Source organism: Streptomyces sp. WG7 (assembly GCF_049975785.1).
GTDB lineage: Bacteria > Actinomycetota > Actinomycetes > Streptomycetales > Streptomycetaceae > Streptomyces.
In genome coordinates this window covers 69,137-83,803 of record NZ_JBNGGE010000012.1, presented here as the reverse complement: position 1 = coordinate 83,803, position 14,667 = coordinate 69,137, and the positions used below count along the sequence as shown (strand labels likewise).

Here is a 14,667-nt window from a genome sequence, read left to right as displayed (position 1 = left end):
TTCCTCAACTCTGCTTTGGGGCGTGGCGGCGAGGGGCATCTCCCGTTCACGCGATGAGCTTCGCCAAGCTTCACCAAGTTCGAGCTTCGCCGAGCCTGATCGGGCTTGACCCAGGTCGCATCGGACCTGGACCAGCTTGCGACGAGCTCCACGTCGAGCTTCATACAGAGACAGAGATACAGAGAGCGGGGCGCCCAACGGGGGGTTGCTTCGGGGGACTCCGGGCGCGAGCCCGGGAAGTGGAAGGAGGGTGACGCCATGGTCATCGGCATCATCCTGATCGTGTTCGCCGCGCTGGTGATCGGCGGGCTGGTGGCCGGGGCGCGGAGCTCCGGCGCGCGGAGCGGTCCGTCCGCGAGCCGGGCACGGGGCCGGCGCTCGGGGTCGTCGGGCGCGGGCGGCGGCAGCAGCAACAGCTGGTGGGCCGGCGGGGGAGACGGCGGTTCGTCCTCCGGCGGCAACGACTCAGGCCACTCCTGCGGAGGCGGCTCGTCCTGCGGAGGCGGGTCGTCGTCCTGCGGGGGAGGGGGCGGCGGCGGATGCGGTGGAGGCAGCTGACACGGGGCAGCTGAGCTCTGGCAGGGGGAACCGCATCCCCGACACGGGGCCCGTTCCTGGGACCGGGCCCCGCGCCCATCACAGGCGCCCACCGGGAAACACACCCGGTGGGCGCTGCCACGCACCGGCGCACGCCTCACGGGCGGGTTGTGCGCCCGGGTTGAACAGTTGAGCTGTGGAGCCCCCTGAGGGATGGAAACGCCACGAAGTTGGGTAAAAACGCTGTGGTGGCGCCACAGTTCATGATTCCCTCTCCATCACCAACGCAGCTCCTCGGACGACCTGTTGACCCCCCTCCTGACCGGCCGACTGGGCTGAGCGGGCCGTATCCCCGGCAGTGCTCGGGATGCGCAGGCCCCACACCTTCCTCTCCTTGTGTGCTTGCGGAGCCGATCCATGCTCACGACCCTGAAAACCGCCTACACCGACACGCGCGCAGCCGATCTCGCCTGGGCCCTGGGGCGCGAGCCGCTGCCCGCGCTCGCCAGTCTTGATCTCGAACTGACTGGCGCCAAAATGCAGTTGAGACTTCTGGGGGCCTCTCACCAAGTCCTGCTCGAGGAGGAGCAGGGCAGCTGTTCGGAGACGGTGGCCTGCATCCCGGGCAGCAGCACCCCTCTTCCGCTGGGCGTCGCCAAGCGGGTGGGCGACTGGGAGTACGAGTTCGCCGCCCGGGTCGAGGTGCTGACGCCGGGTTCCTTCGCCGGACGCGCCCAGGAACTGCTGGCCCTGGTCGCCGACCATCCGCACGGGCTGGCCGGCGTCTTCCCCGGCAGCCCGCACGCCTTCACCGCGCTGCTGGCGCAGCGGCACGAGGGGCAGGTGCACTGGCGGACCTGGCACGCCTACCCGCAGGACGGCCACCTGGTGGCGACGCGGACCCGGGTGGGTGTCCGGGTGCCGACGTCGCAGCTCAGCCCGTCCGGGGTGTGAGCGGGTAGGGGCGGGTGGGCGCGGGCTCGGGCCCGCGCCCGGGCGGGATAAACCTGTGGTGGCCCATGGGAACGTCAGTTTCACACGTGTGGGTGACGAAGTGCAGTGAGAGAGTGACGTAACGTCACTCCGTGATCGAACCGCACGCGCCCGCCCCGCCCGGCTCTCCGCCGTCCTGGGGCGGCCCCGGCGGCCCCGGCGGCCCCGGCGGCTCCTCGGACACCTCCGGCGGGCCCCCGGGCGGTCCCGGGGCGCCGGGCGGTCCCGGGGTGCCGGCGCGGCTGCCCGTCCGGCCGGCCACCGGGCGGTTCCTGGTGCTGGCGGGCGTGTTCGTCTGCGCGGCCTGTGGGCTCGTCTACGAGCTCGAACTCGTCGCTCTCGCCTCGTACCTGATCGGCGACTCGGTCACCCAGGCGTCCGTCGTCCTGTCCGTCATGGTCTTCGCCATGGGCCTCGGCTCGCTCGCCGCCAAACGGCTGCGCCGGTTCGCGGCGGCCGGCTTCGGCGCGGTCGAGGCCGTCCTCGCGCTCGTCGGCGGCTCCAGCGCGATGGTGCTGTATGCCCTCTTCGCCTGGACCGGTGGCTGGGGCGGCCTGTGGGCGGACGGACCGCGTTTCCTCCTGGTCGCCTTCTCGCTCGCCATCGGTGTGCTGATCGGCGCCGAGGTTCCGTTGCTGATGGAGCTGATCCAGCGCGTTCGCCGCCAGGACGCGGGTGGCGCGGTCGCCGACCTGTTCGCCGCGGACTACGTCGGCGCGCTCGTCGGCGGCCTCGCCTTTCCTTTCGTGCTGCTGCCCTTCCTCGGCCAGCTGACCGGCGCGCTGCTCACCGGCATCGTCAACGCGTTCGTCGGCGCCGCCCTGGTCCTCGGCCTGTTCCGGTGGGACATGACCCGCCGGGCCCGCTGGCTGCTGCTGGCCGCCAACGTCGTCGTGCTCGCGCTCCTCGCCGCGGCGACCGTCCTCGCCGACGACTTCGAACGCGCCGCCCGGCACGCCGTGTACGGCCAGGACGTCCGCGTGGCCGTCCAGACCGACGTACAGGAAGTGGTCCTCACCGGCGACGCCGACGGCCGGCCCCTCGACCTGTTCCTGGACGGCCGGCTGCGGGTCAGCGGCAGCGACGAGCGGCGTTACCACGAGGCGCTGGTGCATCCCGCGATGAGCGGCACGCACGCGCGCGTGCTGATCCTCGGCGGCGGTGACGGCCTCGCCGCGCGGGAGGTGCTGCGCCACCCGGACGTGCGCCGCGTCGACGTCGTCGAACTCGACCCCGGGCTGACCCGGCTGGCCCGGCACGACCCGGGCCTGTCCGCGCTGAACGAGCACGCCTACGGTGACCCGCGCGTCCACGTCATCACGGCGGACGCCTTCCGCCGGCTGCGCTCGACGCCCACCGCGATGTACGACGTGGTGATCTCGGACCTGCCCGATCCGGGCATCACGGCCAGCACGAAGCTGTACTCGCAGGAGTTCTACGGCCTGCTCCGGCGGGTGCTCGCCCCTGACGGGCGGCTGGTCGTGCACGCCGGTCCGGTCTCCGCACGCCTCGACGCCTTCTGGACGGTGGACGCCACGCTCCACGCGGCCGGTCTGCGGGCCGTCCCCTACCGCGTCGACGCCCGCGACACGGGCTTCGCACCGGGCCCCGACCGTACGGCCGCCACCTCGCACGCCCCCCGCGAGTGGGGCTTCCTCCTGGCCGCCCGTACGGCCCCCGCTCTGCGCCTCGAGCCGACGGCCCCCCGCCCGCGCACCCTGACGCCCCGGTCCCTGGCCCGGGACGCCCGTGCCGCGTCCCGCACCCGGATCCCCGGCCTGCCGCCGTCGACGCTGGTGCATCCGCGGTACTGAGCGTGCCGGGGCCAGGGACGGGGCTGGGGCCGAGGGCCGGGGCCAGGGACGGGGCTGGGGCCGGGAGTGACGGGCCTCGGGCGGTCGGCGCGAGGCCCGTCACGGGGGCCCACCCGGATTCCGTGGGGCAGCGGGAGCCCCGAGCCCGCCCCCGAGCCCCCTCCCGCAGTACGCGCACACCCGCGTGACCGTCCGTCCTCTTCCTCGGGCACCTCGCCCGTGTACGCCCTGGGAACCGGCCGGCCCGCGCCCCCCGGCACGAGCCCGCCGTCCGCCCCCGGCACGTCCCCGGCCCGCCCCCGTACGAGCCTCGTACGACCCCGTGCGGCGGCCCGGCCCTCTCCCCCCGGGTACGGGACGGACCGCCACACCCCCCTGCGGATCGTTCGCACCGAGAACCTATGGCCGTCCCGTCCGTCCCGGAATCCCGCAGGGGGTGGATACCGGACCCAACCCAGCGTGGTAGGCGCCCGGTTCCTGCAACTTCCGCGGTACGGCGGAAGGATGACGCCGCTGCCGGGCGGGCGGACTTACCCTGCCGCAATGCGCCTGCACCCTCTGGCGGCCGACGGCCTGATCGCCGCGGCGCTGACGACCGTGGCCGTCCTGCTCGGCACCGAGGCCGTCGCCCAGGGGTGGCCGGCGCTGGACCCGCTCGCCTGGACGCTGGTCGCCCTGCTGAACCTCCCGCTCGCGCTGCGCACCCGTGCTCCCGTCACCGTCTGCCTCGCCGTCCACGCCTGCTGGGCGGTCCACATCACCCTCGGCTACTGGCCCGTGGTCGGCTCCTTCGGCCCGATGCTCGCCGTCTACACCGTGGCCTCCCTGTGCCCCACCCGCACCGCCGCCGCCTGCGCCGCCCTGCTCGCCGGTGTCTGGATCTACGCCGGGGTGGTCAGCGACGCCGCCGCGATGGCGTCGGTCGCGGGGCAGGCGTTGGGCTTCCCGCTGGTGCTGTGGCGGTTCGGGTACGTCGCCCGCCGGACCGGCGAGCTCACCCGGCAGCTCCGCGCCGAACAGGCCGACCGGGCCCGGCGCGAGGTGGCCGGGGAACGCGTCCGGATCGCCCGTGAACTGCACGACGTGGTCGCCCACCACATCGCCGTCATCAACGTCCAGGCCGGACTGGCCCGCTTCGTCTTCCACTCCGACGCCCGCACCGCGCGCGATGCCCTGGACACCATCGAGGGGGCCAGCGGTGAGGCCCTCGCCGAACTGCGCCGCATGCTCGGCCTGCTGCGGGCGGACGGGGTGCAGGGCGCGGTCGGCGCCCCCGCTCCCGGCCTCGACCAGCTGGACGAGATGGTCACCCGGGTCCGTACCGGCGGCGTGGGCGTGGAGCTGCGTGTCACCGGCGCACCGCGTCCCGTGCCGCCCGGCGTCCAGCTGTGCGTCTACCGGGTGGTGCAGGAGGCGCTCACCAACGTGCTCAAGCACGCGCCGGGAGCGACCGCCGCCGTCGAACTCGCCTACCGCGCGGGCGAGGTGGTGGTGTCGGTGACCGACGACGGCCGGGGAGAGGGGGCCCGCGAGGGAGGCCGGGAGGGAGGCCGGGAAGGGGTGGATCCGGACACATTCCCCGTGCGCGGTGGCCATGGCTTGATCGGGATGCGGGAGCGGGCCAAGCTCTACGGCGGGACGATCGTCGTCGGCCCGCGCAGCGAGGGGGGATTCGGCGTGCGCCTGACCCTGCCGACGCCGGTACAGACCGCACGCCGGGGAGACGCCGTCAGGGAATGACCGACGCAGAGCATCCGACGGGCCGACCGGGGGACCACCCGACGGGCCCGCCGGGAGACCGCCCGGAGAACCGCCCGACGGACGGGGAGCGGGGCGGTCCGATACGACTGCTCGTCGTCGACGACCAGTTCCTCGTCCGCAGCGGGCTGGCCGCACTGCTGCGCGCCGCCCCGGGCATGGAGGTCGTCGGCGAGGCGGCCGACGGTGCCGAGGCGGTGGTGCTGGCCGGGCGGACCCGGCCGGACGTCGTCCTGATGGACATCCGCATGCCCGGCATGACCGGTATCCAGGCCACCGAGCGGATCCTCGCCGAGGCCGTGGACCCCGCGCCCCGCGTCCTGGTCCTGACCACCTTCGACCTCGACGAGTACGTCTACGGCGCCCTGCGCGCCGGTGCCTCCGGCTTCCTCCTCAAGGACGCCGGCCCCGAACGGCTGCTGGCCGCGGTCACCGCGGTGCACGGCGGTGACGCGCTGTTCGCCCCCGCGGTCACCCGGCGCCTGGTGGAGGCGTTCACGCGGATGTCGGACACGAGGCGGCCCGGCCCGTCGGACGCCGGCGCGCCGCCCGGGCTGACGACGCTGACCACCCGCGAGGCCGAGGTCCTGAAACTGGTGGCCCGCGGCCTGAGCAACGCGGAGGCCGCCGACCGCCTGTTCATCAGCGAGGCCACGGTGAAGACCCACCTCAACCGCACGATGACCAAGCTGGGCCTGACCAGCAGGGCGCAGGCGGTGGTGGTGGCGTACGAGACGGGACTGGTGAGGCCCGGAGGCACGGGGGGCGGGGGAGGCCTCGGGTGAGTTTGCGCAGCCGGGGGGTGTATCGGGCGCCTGCTGGGTAGGCTGCGCTGACATGGAGCATGAGGTGTTCGTTCCGGTTCCGGCCGAGCGGCTCAGGGACGTGCTGGCCGACCCGGCCCGGGTCGCCCGGGCGGTTCCGGGGCTCCAGCAGGACGCCGGTGCCGAGCCCGTCGCGGGACGGCTGAAGGTGCGCGTCGGCAGTCACTCCATCACCTATCGGGGCTCCCTGCGCCTGTCCGTTCGGGAGGACGGGTCGTACGCCGTCGAGGGCGGCGCCACCGAGTCGCGCGGCACGGGCACGGTCACGCTCGCGCTCACCCTGCGGGTGCGGGACGCCGACGGCGGCTCCACCCTGGCCTGCACCGGGACGGCCACCGCGGACGGCCGCGTCACGGAGCTGCCGCGGGAGTCGGTGGCGTCGGCGGCGGCCCGGCTGCTGACCCGGTTCGCGGAGAACCTGGGTACGGCGGCGGAGGAGGGGGCGAAGGAACGGCCTGCCGCGGAGGCGGAGCCGCGGCACACCTCCGTCCTCGACACCGAGGTCTCCCCGCCGACCCTCGCGGACGCGGGCCCGGGCGAAGTCGTCGGGGACGTCGAGGGCGTCGAGAACGAGCCGGACGTCCCGGAAGCCCCGTCGGCCCCCGCCGCGCCCGAAACCCCCGCCACGCCTGAAACCCCCGCCGCGCCTGAAACCCCCGCGACGCCCGAGCCCCCTGCCGGCCCCAAGATCCCTGCCGTGCCCGAAACGCCCGCCGCTCCTGAGTCCCCTGCCGCGCCCGAGCCCCCTGCCGCTCCTGAGCCCCCTACCGCGCCCGAGCCCCCTGCCGCGCCCGAGCCCCCTGCCGCGCCCGAGCCCCCCGCAGAGGCCGCGCACGCGCGCCGCACGATGATCGGCCGCAGCGCCGAGGAGGTGGACCACGCCCCGCCGCGCGGCCGGTACGCCCCCGTTCCCGCACCCCAGGCGAGCGCGGCCGGTGCTCCCCTGCGCTGGGCCGTCCCCGCGGCGGCACTGGTCGTGGCGTCGGCGATCGTGGTGGGCCGCGTGCTGCGCAGGCGCCGCTGAACCGCCGCGGCCCGGCCGCCGGGCTCCGCCGCGCCGGACGTACTGGGGGATCCCTTGATCGCCCCAGTAGGGTCGTGGCGTGAGCAACGAACCCATCACGCTGACCGCGGGTGACGCGGAGGCGACCGTGCTGCCGGGCAACGGCGGCCGGATCGGCGGGCTGCGCGTCGGCGGCACGGAACTGCTCCGTCAGGGCGAGCGCTACGGCTGCTTCCCGATGGTCCCCTGGTGCGGCCGGATCCGCGAGGGCCGCTTCCGGGACGGCGCGGCCGTCCACCGGATGCCGCTGAACTCCCCGCCGCACGCCATCCACGGCACCGCCCGCGACGCCGCCTGGCGCACCGCCCGTGTCACCGGGAACGAGGCCGTCATCACGTACGACCTCACCGACCCCTGGCCCTACTCCGGCCGCGTCACCCAGGTGATCGCCCTCGCCGGGGACGCGCTGACGCTGACGATGTCCGTGGAGACGTACGAGTCGTCCTTCCCGGCGCAGATCGGCTGGCACCCGTGGTTCAACCGGACCCTCGACGGCGCGGACGTGGCGATCGCCTTCGATCCCGCCTGGCAGGAGGAACGCGGCGACGACCACCTGCCCACCGGCAACCGCGTCGACCCGAAGCCGGGCCCGTGGGACGACTGCTTCGGCATGCCGGACGGCGTCGACGTCACCCTCACCTGGCCGGAGCGGCTGGAACTGAAGGTGACCAGTCCGGAGCAGTGGGCCGTGGTGTACGACGAGCAGGAGGCCGCCGTCTGCGTGGAGCCGCAGACCGGTCCGCCCAACGGCCTGAACACCCTCCCGCGCCTGGTCACACCCCTGGAGCCGCTGGAGGCCACGACCACCTGGAGCTGGACCCGGCTCTAAGCTGGACGGCATGACGGACGTCAACGAAGCAACGCCGCCAGGCACACGCGGCGCGCTGCTGCAGCAGATCAAGGACAAGGCCGTGGTGCACGGCAAGGTGACCCTCTCCTCGGGTCTTGAGGCCGACTACTACGTCGACCTGCGCCGCATCACCCTGGACGGTGAGGCCGCCCCGCTGGTCGGACAGGTGCTGCTGGACCTGACCGCCGACCTGGACTTCGACGCGGTGGGCGGGCTGACCATGGGCGCCGACCCGGTCGCCGCGGCCATGCTGCACGCCGCCGCCGCCCGCGGGAAGCGCCTGGACGCGTTCGTCGTCCGCAAGGCCGCCAAGGCGCACGGGCTGCAGCGTCGCGTCGAGGGCCCGGACATCAAGGGCCGCCGCGTGCTGGTCGTCGAGGACACCTCCACCACCGGCGGTTCCCCGCTCACCGCGGTCGAGGCCGTGCGCGAGGCGGGTGCCGAGGTCGTGGCCGTGGCGACGATCGTCGACCGGGCGACGGGTGCCGCGGAGAAGATCCAGGACGGCGCGGGGGTGCCCTACCTGTACGCGTACGACAAGGACGAGCTGGGCCTGGACTGATGTCCGCCGGGCGGAGGCGGGGCCGAGGTCCACTCGGAGTATCCCGCTTCGTCTGGAAGGATGGGGCCGACGATGACGTCGCCCCCCAGGTCTAGGTCAGGGCCATAAGCACGTTTCACGCCCACCCGCACATACAAGGAGCGGACAGATGCCCATCGCAACTCCCGAGGTCTACAACGAGATGCTGGACCGGGCGAAGGCAGGAAAGTTCGCCTACCCGGCCATCAACGTGACCTCTTCCCAGACGCTGCACGCGGCCCTGCGCGGTTTCGCGGAGGCGGAGAGCGACGGCATCGTCCAGATCTCCACCGGCGGCGCCGAGTTCCTGGGCGGCCAGCACAGCAAGGACATGGTGACGGGCGCCGTGGCCCTCGCCGAGTTCGCGCACATCGTGGCCGAGAAGTACGACGTCACCGTCGCCCTGCACACGGACCACTGCCCGAAGGACAAGCTCGACGGCTACGTCCGTCCGCTGCTGGCGGTCTCCGAGGAGCGCGTCAAGGCCGGCCGCAACCCGCTGTTCCAGTCCCACATGTGGGACGGCTCGGCGGAGACGCTGGCCGACAACCTCTCCATCGCCCAGGAGCTGCTGGAGCGCGCCCGCGCCGCGAAGATCATCCTCGAGGTCGAGATCACCCCGACGGGCGGCGAGGAGGACGGCGTCTCCCACGAGATCAACGACTCCCTCTACACGACGGTCGACGACGCGGTCCGCACCGTCGAGGCCCTGGGCCTGGGCGAGAAGGGCCGCTACCTGCTCGCCGCGTCCTTCGGCAACGTGCACGGCGTGTACAAGCCGGGCAACGTCGTGCTCCGCCCCGAGCTGCTCAAGGAGCTGAACGAGGGCATCGCCGGGAAGTACGGTCAGCCGGCCGGCAGCAAGCCGTTCGACTTCGTCTTCCACGGCGGCTCCGGCTCCTCCGCGGAGGAGATCGCGACCGCGCTGGAGAACGGCGTGGTCAAGATGAACATCGACACGGACACCCAGTACGCCTTCACGCGTCCGGTCGTCGACCACATGTTCAGCAACTACGCCGGCGTCCTGAAGGTCGACGGCGAGGTCGGCAACAAGAAGACCTACGACCCGCGCACCTGGGGCAAGCTGGCCGAGGCCGGCATGGCCGCGCGCGTCGTCGAGGCCTGTGGCCACCTGCGCTCGGCGGGCCAGAAGATCAAGTAGCGGCCGTCGCACGCCGCCCACGAAGGGCCCGGTACCGGCGGGATCGCCCCGCCGGTGCCGGGCCCTCGTACGTATGCCGGCGGCATGGCGCAGACTTGTGCCCATGGCCATTCACGAGAACCTCCTCGGGGGACCGCCCCCGACCCACCTCCCCGACGACCCCGGGCCGCGCGAGCTGCTGGCGGGAGGGACCTCTCCCGCCGACGTCGCCGCCAAGTACCCGACGTCCTCGCTGGCCTGGGCGCAGCTGGCCGACGAGGCGTTCGAGCGGGGCGGCGTCGTGGAGTCGTACGCGTACGCCCGTACCGGCTACCACCGCGGCCTGGACGCCCTGCGCCGCAGCGGCTGGAAGGGCCACGGTCCGGTGCCCTGGGAGCACGAGCCGAACCGCGGCTTCCTGCGCGCCCTGCACGCCCTCGCCCGCGCCGCCCAGGCGATCGGCGAGAAGGAGGAGTACGAGCGCTGCAGCCAGTTCCTGAAGGACTCCTCGCCGTCGGCGGCCGAGGTGCTGGGCTGAACCCGGATCCGGTCGTGTCCCGGCCCGCCTGCCGTGCGCAGGCGGGCCTTGCGGTTTGCTGCGACGATTGCGGAGGATGACGTTGGGGACCGGGGCCCCGTGTCGGTAACGGCAGGGCGGACCGCTACCCGAAGTGCACTCAGGAGACAGCGATGTCCCACGACGCCCCGAATCTCGATTTCGAGGGCAGCACGCCGTACGAGGACTATGTCAAGGCGGACGTGCTCACCCATCTCCAGCACCCCCTCTCCGACGATCCCGGAGAGATGGTCTTCCTGGTCACGACCCAGGTCATGGAGCTGTGGTTCACCGTCATCGTCCACGAGTGGGAGACCGCCGCCCGCGCTCTGCGCGAGGACCGGATCCAGGTGGCGACCGACGCGCTGAAGCGCTCGGTGCGGGAGCTGGAGGCGCTGAACGCCTCCTGGACGCCGCTGGGGCAGCTCACCCCGGCCCAGTTCAACTCGTACCGGAGTGCCCTCGGCGAGGGTTCCGGCTTCCAGTCGGCCATGTACCGCCGCCTGGAGTTCCTGCTCGGCGACAAGTCCGCGTCCATGCTCGTCCCGCACCGAGGCGCCCCGCGGGTCCACGCGGAGCTGGAGAAGGCGCTGCACGAGCCGAGCCTGTACGACGAGGTGGTCCGGCTGCTCGCCCGGCGCGGGTACGACATTCCGGACGCCGTGCTCCAGCGTGACCTGACCCGGAAGTACGAGGCGGCGCCCGAGGTCGAGGCCGCCTGGACGGCCGTGTACGCGGGCGACCAGAACGGCGAGCTGGCCCGCCTCGGCGAGGCGCTCACCGACGTCGCGGAGCTGGTGTGGCGCTGGCGCAACGACCACCTGGTCGCCACCCGCCGCGCGATGGGCTCCAAGACCGGCACGGGCGGCTCCGCCGGGGTGGCCTGGCTGGAGAAGCGGGCCCGCAACAACGTGTTCCCCGAACTGTGGACCGCGCGGTCGTATGTCTGAACCGACCGAACAGGCTGGAGTGTGTGACGTGTCCGAACTCAAGGACGAGGCCGGGAAGCTGGACGCCGCCGACGAGCTGGCGGCGCTGCGCGAGCGGTTCGTGCTCGACGACGTGACGTACCTGGACGGCAACTCGCTCGGTGCCCTCCCGGCCGGGGTCCCCGCGCGCGTGGCGGACGTCGTACGCCGTCAGTGGGGCGAGCTGCGCATCCGGTCCTGGGAGGAGAGCGGCTGGTGGACCGCGCCCGAACGGATCGGCGACCGGATCGCCCCGCTGGTCGGGGCGGCGGCCGGGCAGATCGTGGTGGGCGACTCCACCAGCGTCAACGTCTTCAAGGCACTCGTCGCCGCCGTACGCATGGCGGGCGAGGACGGTACGGGCCGGGACGAGATCCTTGTCGACGCCACCACCTTCCCCGCGGACGGGTACATCGCCGAGTCGGCGGCCCGGATGACGGGCTGCGCCCTGCGTCCGGTGACGCCGGCCGAGGTGCCGTCGGCGCTCGGCGACCGCACCGCCGCCGTCCTGCTCAACCACGTCGACTACCGCACGGGCCGGCTGCACGACCTGCCCGCGCTCACGGCCGCGGTGCACGAGGCGGGGGCGTACGTCGTCTGGGACCTGTGCCACAGCGCGGGCGCACTGCCGGTCGGGCTCGACGAGTACGGCGTCGACCTGGCGGTCGGCTGCACGTACAAGTACCTCAACGGCGGCCCCGGTTCGCCCGCGTACCTGTATGTGCGTCACGGCCTCCAGGACCGTTTCGACTCCCCGCTGCCGGGCTGGAACTCGCACGCCGAGCCCTTCGGCATGCGGCCCGGGTACATCCCTGCGGCAGGTGCGTCGCGCGGCCGGGTCGGCACACCGGACATCCTCTCCCTGCTCGCCCTGGAGGCGGCCCTCCAGGTGTGGGACGGGGTGTCGGTGGAGGCGGTGCGGGCCAAGTCCCTGGCGCTGACCGACTTCTTCCTGCGCTGCGTCGGGGAGTACGTCCTGGACGGCCGGGTGGAGTCCCTGACTCCGGCGGCACACGCCGAGCGGGGCAGCCAGGTCGCACTGCGCTGTGACGACGCCGGTGACGTCATGAAGCGGCTGATCGAACGCGGTGTGGTCGGGGACTTCCGCGCCCCGGATGTCCTGCGCTTCGGCTTCACCCCCCTGTACGTCGGCTTCGCGGACGTGGAGCGGGCGGCGCGGGTGCTGGCGGAGACGCTGGTGTGACGAGCGGGTGGGGACCGGGCGGGAAGCCCGGTCCTCACCCAGCGTCACATCCCCATGTCGGCGCACGTCACCGGCCTGATACCGTCCCGCCAACGGCCGATTCCATTCCCCGGTCAGCCAACATCGTTTCGCCGCTGAGAGGTTGAGCATGCCGGATGCCGCCGCAGAACCGGGCACCGCTGCCGCGAGGGACGCCGCGGAGGAGAAGTCGGCCTTTTCGCACCCGGCGGTCGACCCCGACAGCACCGCTGTGTACGGCGACCATCCCGACCAGCTGATCGACTTCTACGTGCCGCGTGGCGCGGAGGGCGCGGGTGGTGCCGCTCCCGTCGTGGTGGTGCTGCACGGAGGTTCGTGGCGGGCGCCGTACGACCGTCGCCACGTCAGCCCGTTCGCCGATTTCCTGGCCCGTCGGGGTCTCGCCGTCGCCAGCGTGGAGTACCGGCGTGGTGCGGAGGGCGGGGGCGAGGACGGGAGTGAGGCCGGGGGCGGCCCCGTCGCGGGGCGCTGGCCCGACACCTTCGACGACGTGGCCGCCGCGCTGGACGCGCTGCCGGCGCTGGTGCGGCAGCATCTCCCGCAGGCCGACGGGCGCCGTGTCGTGCTCACCGGCCACTCGGCCGGCGGCCACCTCGCCCTGTGGGCGGCGGGCCGGCACCTGCTGCCCGCCGACGCCCCCTGGCGCACCGACCGCCCGGCACCTCTGCGCGGTGTGGTGGCCCTCGCGCCGATCGCCGACTTCGAGGTCGCCGGCAAGCTCGACGTGTGTGGTGGCGCGGCGCTTCAACTCCTCGGCGGGGAGGAGCTGTTCGCCGAGCGCAGGCCCTACGCCGACCCGGCCCTGCTGCTGCCGACCGGCATCGCGACGACTCTCGTCCAGGGCCGTGCCGACGTGGACGTTCCGCAGGCGGTCGCCGAGGCGTACGCCGACGCGGCGGCGAGGGCCGGGGAGGTGGTGGGCGTGACACTGCTGGAGGACGTCGGGCACTATCCGCTGATCGACCCGGCGGCGGACGCGTGTGCGGTGGTGGCGGAGGAGATCGCGCAGCTGGCTTGGTGAGCCTGGCCGGGGGGGGAGGGTGAGGCACGAAAAGCGTGAACTTTTCGCTGGAAAAGTTCACGGCCCGCTCAGATGAGTGTGTCGGTATCGTCGGCGCGGCCTCGAGCCCTGGCCCGTACCCGTAGTACCTGAGAGCTACCCCGCAGGTGAGTTCTCTGGCGGGACGCGGTTTACCCGGTGCAATTCATAACTTCCCTTACAGACAAGCCCGATGGACGGGCGGTCTGGAGGGAGAGGCCATGGGGCCCGGGACGGCGGTACGTTGGCGGCGGTGCGTGAGCAGATGGCGCCGTGCCACCCTCGCCGCGCTCATCTGCGGTGCGGTGGTCCTCCCCCTCTCCGGTGCCGCGCGCCCCGAGATCCCCGCTCCGGCCCCCGCCGTTCTCGCCGCCCCGACGTCCGACACGCTGGACGAGGCGTACGCCGCCAACCGGGCCAACGCCGCCGAGGCGTCCCGGATGGCCGCCGACCACGGCGACCGGCACCGCGCAGCGGCGGACCGCTCGATGGCGGACCCGTCCCGGCGCCTGCTCGCCTTCGACGGCCAGGGTGCCGGACGGGCCACGGAGGTCTTCGGAGACCTGGCCCACGCCGACCACGTCGCCGTCCTCGTCCCCGGCTCCGACACGAGCCTCGACACGTACGACCGGTTCCGTGCCGCCGCGCTCGCCCTGCACCGGCAGCTCGCCGCCGAGGCGCCCGAGGGGACCCGCACGGCGGTCGTGGCCTGGCTGGGCTACGAGACGCCGGGCACCGTCAGCACCGCGGTCGCCACCACCGGCCGCGCCGACCGGGCCGCCCCGAAGCTCCGCTCCCTGGTCGACGACCTGCGGGGCATCACAGGCGCCGACACCTCCCTCACCCTCCTCTGCCATTCCTACGGCTCGGTCGTCTGCGCCCGCGCCGCCGACGGCCTGGACGTCGCCGACATAGCCCTGGTCGGCAGCCCCGGCACCGGTGCCGACTCCGCCGCGGGCCTGCACACGAGCGCCCGGATCTGGGCGGCGCGGGGCACCGACGACTGGGTGGAGCACGTGCCGCACCTCAGCGCCGGCCTCTTCGGCACCACCGTCGGCTTCGGCACCGATCCGCTCTCCCCGGACTTCGGTGCCCGGGTCTTCGCGGCCGGCGACGGCGGCCACAGCGACTACTTCGACACCGGATCCGTCTCCCTGACGAACCTGGCCCGGATCGTCCTGGGCGAGACCGCGGAGGTGACCCATGACTGATGCGACGCGACGGACACCACCGAGTCCTGCGCACGGCGCGCCGAACCGGTGGCGCGGTGCCGCCGACCGGCGGGGGCTACGCCGTGCCGC

At 73.5% G+C, this 14,667-nt stretch carries 14 protein-coding genes; all 14 read left to right on the top strand.

Going from position 1 to position 14,667, the window contains the following annotated elements; translation table 11 throughout:
- The first annotated feature begins 258 nt into the window (after positions 1-258).
- Entirely contained in the window at positions 259-558 is a 300-nt protein-coding gene (locus ACP4J0_RS15365) for a hypothetical protein (protein WP_426599227.1), read from the top strand.
- A 396-nt stretch (positions 559-954) separates the two neighbouring features.
- On the top strand, positions 955-1,491 hold the full coding sequence (locus tag ACP4J0_RS15360; protein WP_426599226.1) for a DUF2617 family protein: 537 nt from the start codon (positions 955-957) through the stop codon (positions 1,489-1,491).
- A 131-nt stretch (positions 1,492-1,622) separates the two neighbouring features.
- The gene (locus tag ACP4J0_RS15355) at positions 1,623-3,344 is read left to right on the top strand and encodes a polyamine aminopropyltransferase (protein WP_426599225.1); all 1,722 of its coding nucleotides are present in this window, start codon (positions 1,623-1,625) and stop codon (positions 3,342-3,344) included.
- Positions 3,345-3,887: 543 nt separating this feature from the next.
- Positions 3,888-5,084: a sensor histidine kinase gene (locus ACP4J0_RS15350; protein WP_426599224.1), complete on the top strand. Its 1,197-nt coding sequence runs from the start codon at positions 3,888-3,890 to the stop codon at positions 5,082-5,084.
- A gap of 107 nt (positions 5,085-5,191) precedes the next feature.
- Complete coding sequence (locus ACP4J0_RS15345; RefSeq protein ID WP_426599304.1) at positions 5,192-5,887, top strand: response regulator; 696 nt, start codon at positions 5,192-5,194, stop codon at positions 5,885-5,887.
- A 52-nt stretch (positions 5,888-5,939) separates the two neighbouring features.
- Positions 5,940-6,950, top strand: a complete 1,011-nt coding sequence (locus ACP4J0_RS15340; protein WP_426599223.1) for an SRPBCC domain-containing protein — start codon at positions 5,940-5,942, stop codon at positions 6,948-6,950.
- Between the two features lie 79 nt (positions 6,951-7,029).
- Positions 7,030-7,818: an aldose 1-epimerase gene (locus ACP4J0_RS15335; RefSeq protein WP_426599222.1), complete on the top strand. Its 789-nt coding sequence runs from the start codon at positions 7,030-7,032 to the stop codon at positions 7,816-7,818.
- Between the two features lie 10 nt (positions 7,819-7,828).
- A complete protein-coding gene (gene pyrE / locus ACP4J0_RS15330) occupies positions 7,829-8,401 on the top strand; it encodes an orotate phosphoribosyltransferase (protein ID WP_426599221.1) in 573 nt (190 codons plus the stop codon).
- 148 nt (positions 8,402-8,549) lie between these two features.
- On the top strand, positions 8,550-9,581 hold the full coding sequence (fbaA, locus tag ACP4J0_RS15325; RefSeq protein ID WP_426520875.1) for a class II fructose-bisphosphate aldolase: 1,032 nt from the start codon (positions 8,550-8,552) through the stop codon (positions 9,579-9,581).
- Positions 9,582-9,684: 103 nt separating this feature from the next.
- Positions 9,685-10,098: a DUF3151 domain-containing protein gene (locus ACP4J0_RS15320; protein WP_426599220.1), complete on the top strand. Its 414-nt coding sequence runs from the start codon at positions 9,685-9,687 to the stop codon at positions 10,096-10,098.
- A 152-nt stretch (positions 10,099-10,250) separates the two neighbouring features.
- A complete protein-coding gene (locus tag ACP4J0_RS15315; RefSeq protein ID WP_426599219.1) occupies positions 10,251-11,066 on the top strand; it encodes a tryptophan 2,3-dioxygenase in 816 nt (271 codons plus the stop codon).
- Positions 11,059-12,288, top strand: a complete 1,230-nt coding sequence (gene kynU / locus ACP4J0_RS15310; RefSeq protein WP_426599218.1) for a kynureninase — start codon at positions 11,059-11,061, stop codon at positions 12,286-12,288. The genes ACP4J0_RS15315 and kynU overlap by 8 nt, the downstream gene beginning before the upstream one ends.
- Before the next feature lie 148 nt (positions 12,289-12,436).
- The gene (locus ACP4J0_RS15305) at positions 12,437-13,348 is read left to right on the top strand and encodes an alpha/beta hydrolase (protein WP_426599217.1); all 912 of its coding nucleotides are present in this window, start codon (positions 12,437-12,439) and stop codon (positions 13,346-13,348) included.
- A 239-nt stretch (positions 13,349-13,587) separates the two neighbouring features.
- Entirely contained in the window at positions 13,588-14,577 is a 990-nt protein-coding gene (locus ACP4J0_RS15300; RefSeq protein WP_426599216.1) for an alpha/beta hydrolase, read from the top strand.
- The last annotated feature ends 90 nt before the right edge of the window (positions 14,578-14,667 follow it).

Excerpts from the sequence above, each read along its gene's own strand:
- ACP4J0_RS15365 (WP_426599227.1), top strand. The coding sequence starts at position 259 with ATGGTCATCGGCATCATCCTGATCGTGTTCGCCGCGCTGGTGATCGGC.
- ACP4J0_RS15360 (WP_426599226.1), top strand. The coding sequence starts at position 955 with ATGCTCACGACCCTGAAAACCGCCTACACCGACACGCGCGCAGCCGAT.
- ACP4J0_RS15350 (WP_426599224.1), top strand. The coding sequence starts at position 3,888 with ATGCGCCTGCACCCTCTGGCGGCCGACGGCCTGATCGCCGCGGCGCTG.
- ACP4J0_RS15340 (WP_426599223.1), top strand. The coding sequence starts at position 5,940 with ATGGAGCATGAGGTGTTCGTTCCGGTTCCGGCCGAGCGGCTCAGGGAC.
- pyrE (WP_426599221.1), top strand. The coding sequence starts at position 7,829 with ATGACGGACGTCAACGAAGCAACGCCGCCAGGCACACGCGGCGCGCTG.
- fbaA (WP_426520875.1), top strand. The coding sequence starts at position 8,550 with ATGCCCATCGCAACTCCCGAGGTCTACAACGAGATGCTGGACCGGGCG.
- ACP4J0_RS15320 (WP_426599220.1), top strand. The coding sequence starts at position 9,685 with ATGGCCATTCACGAGAACCTCCTCGGGGGACCGCCCCCGACCCACCTC.
- ACP4J0_RS15315 (WP_426599219.1), top strand. The coding sequence starts at position 10,251 with ATGTCCCACGACGCCCCGAATCTCGATTTCGAGGGCAGCACGCCGTAC.
- kynU (WP_426599218.1), top strand. The coding sequence starts at position 11,059 with ATGTCTGAACCGACCGAACAGGCTGGAGTGTGTGACGTGTCCGAACTC.
- ACP4J0_RS15305 (WP_426599217.1), top strand. The coding sequence starts at position 12,437 with ATGCCGGATGCCGCCGCAGAACCGGGCACCGCTGCCGCGAGGGACGCC.
- ACP4J0_RS15300 (WP_426599216.1), top strand. The coding sequence starts at position 13,588 with ATGGGGCCCGGGACGGCGGTACGTTGGCGGCGGTGCGTGAGCAGATGG.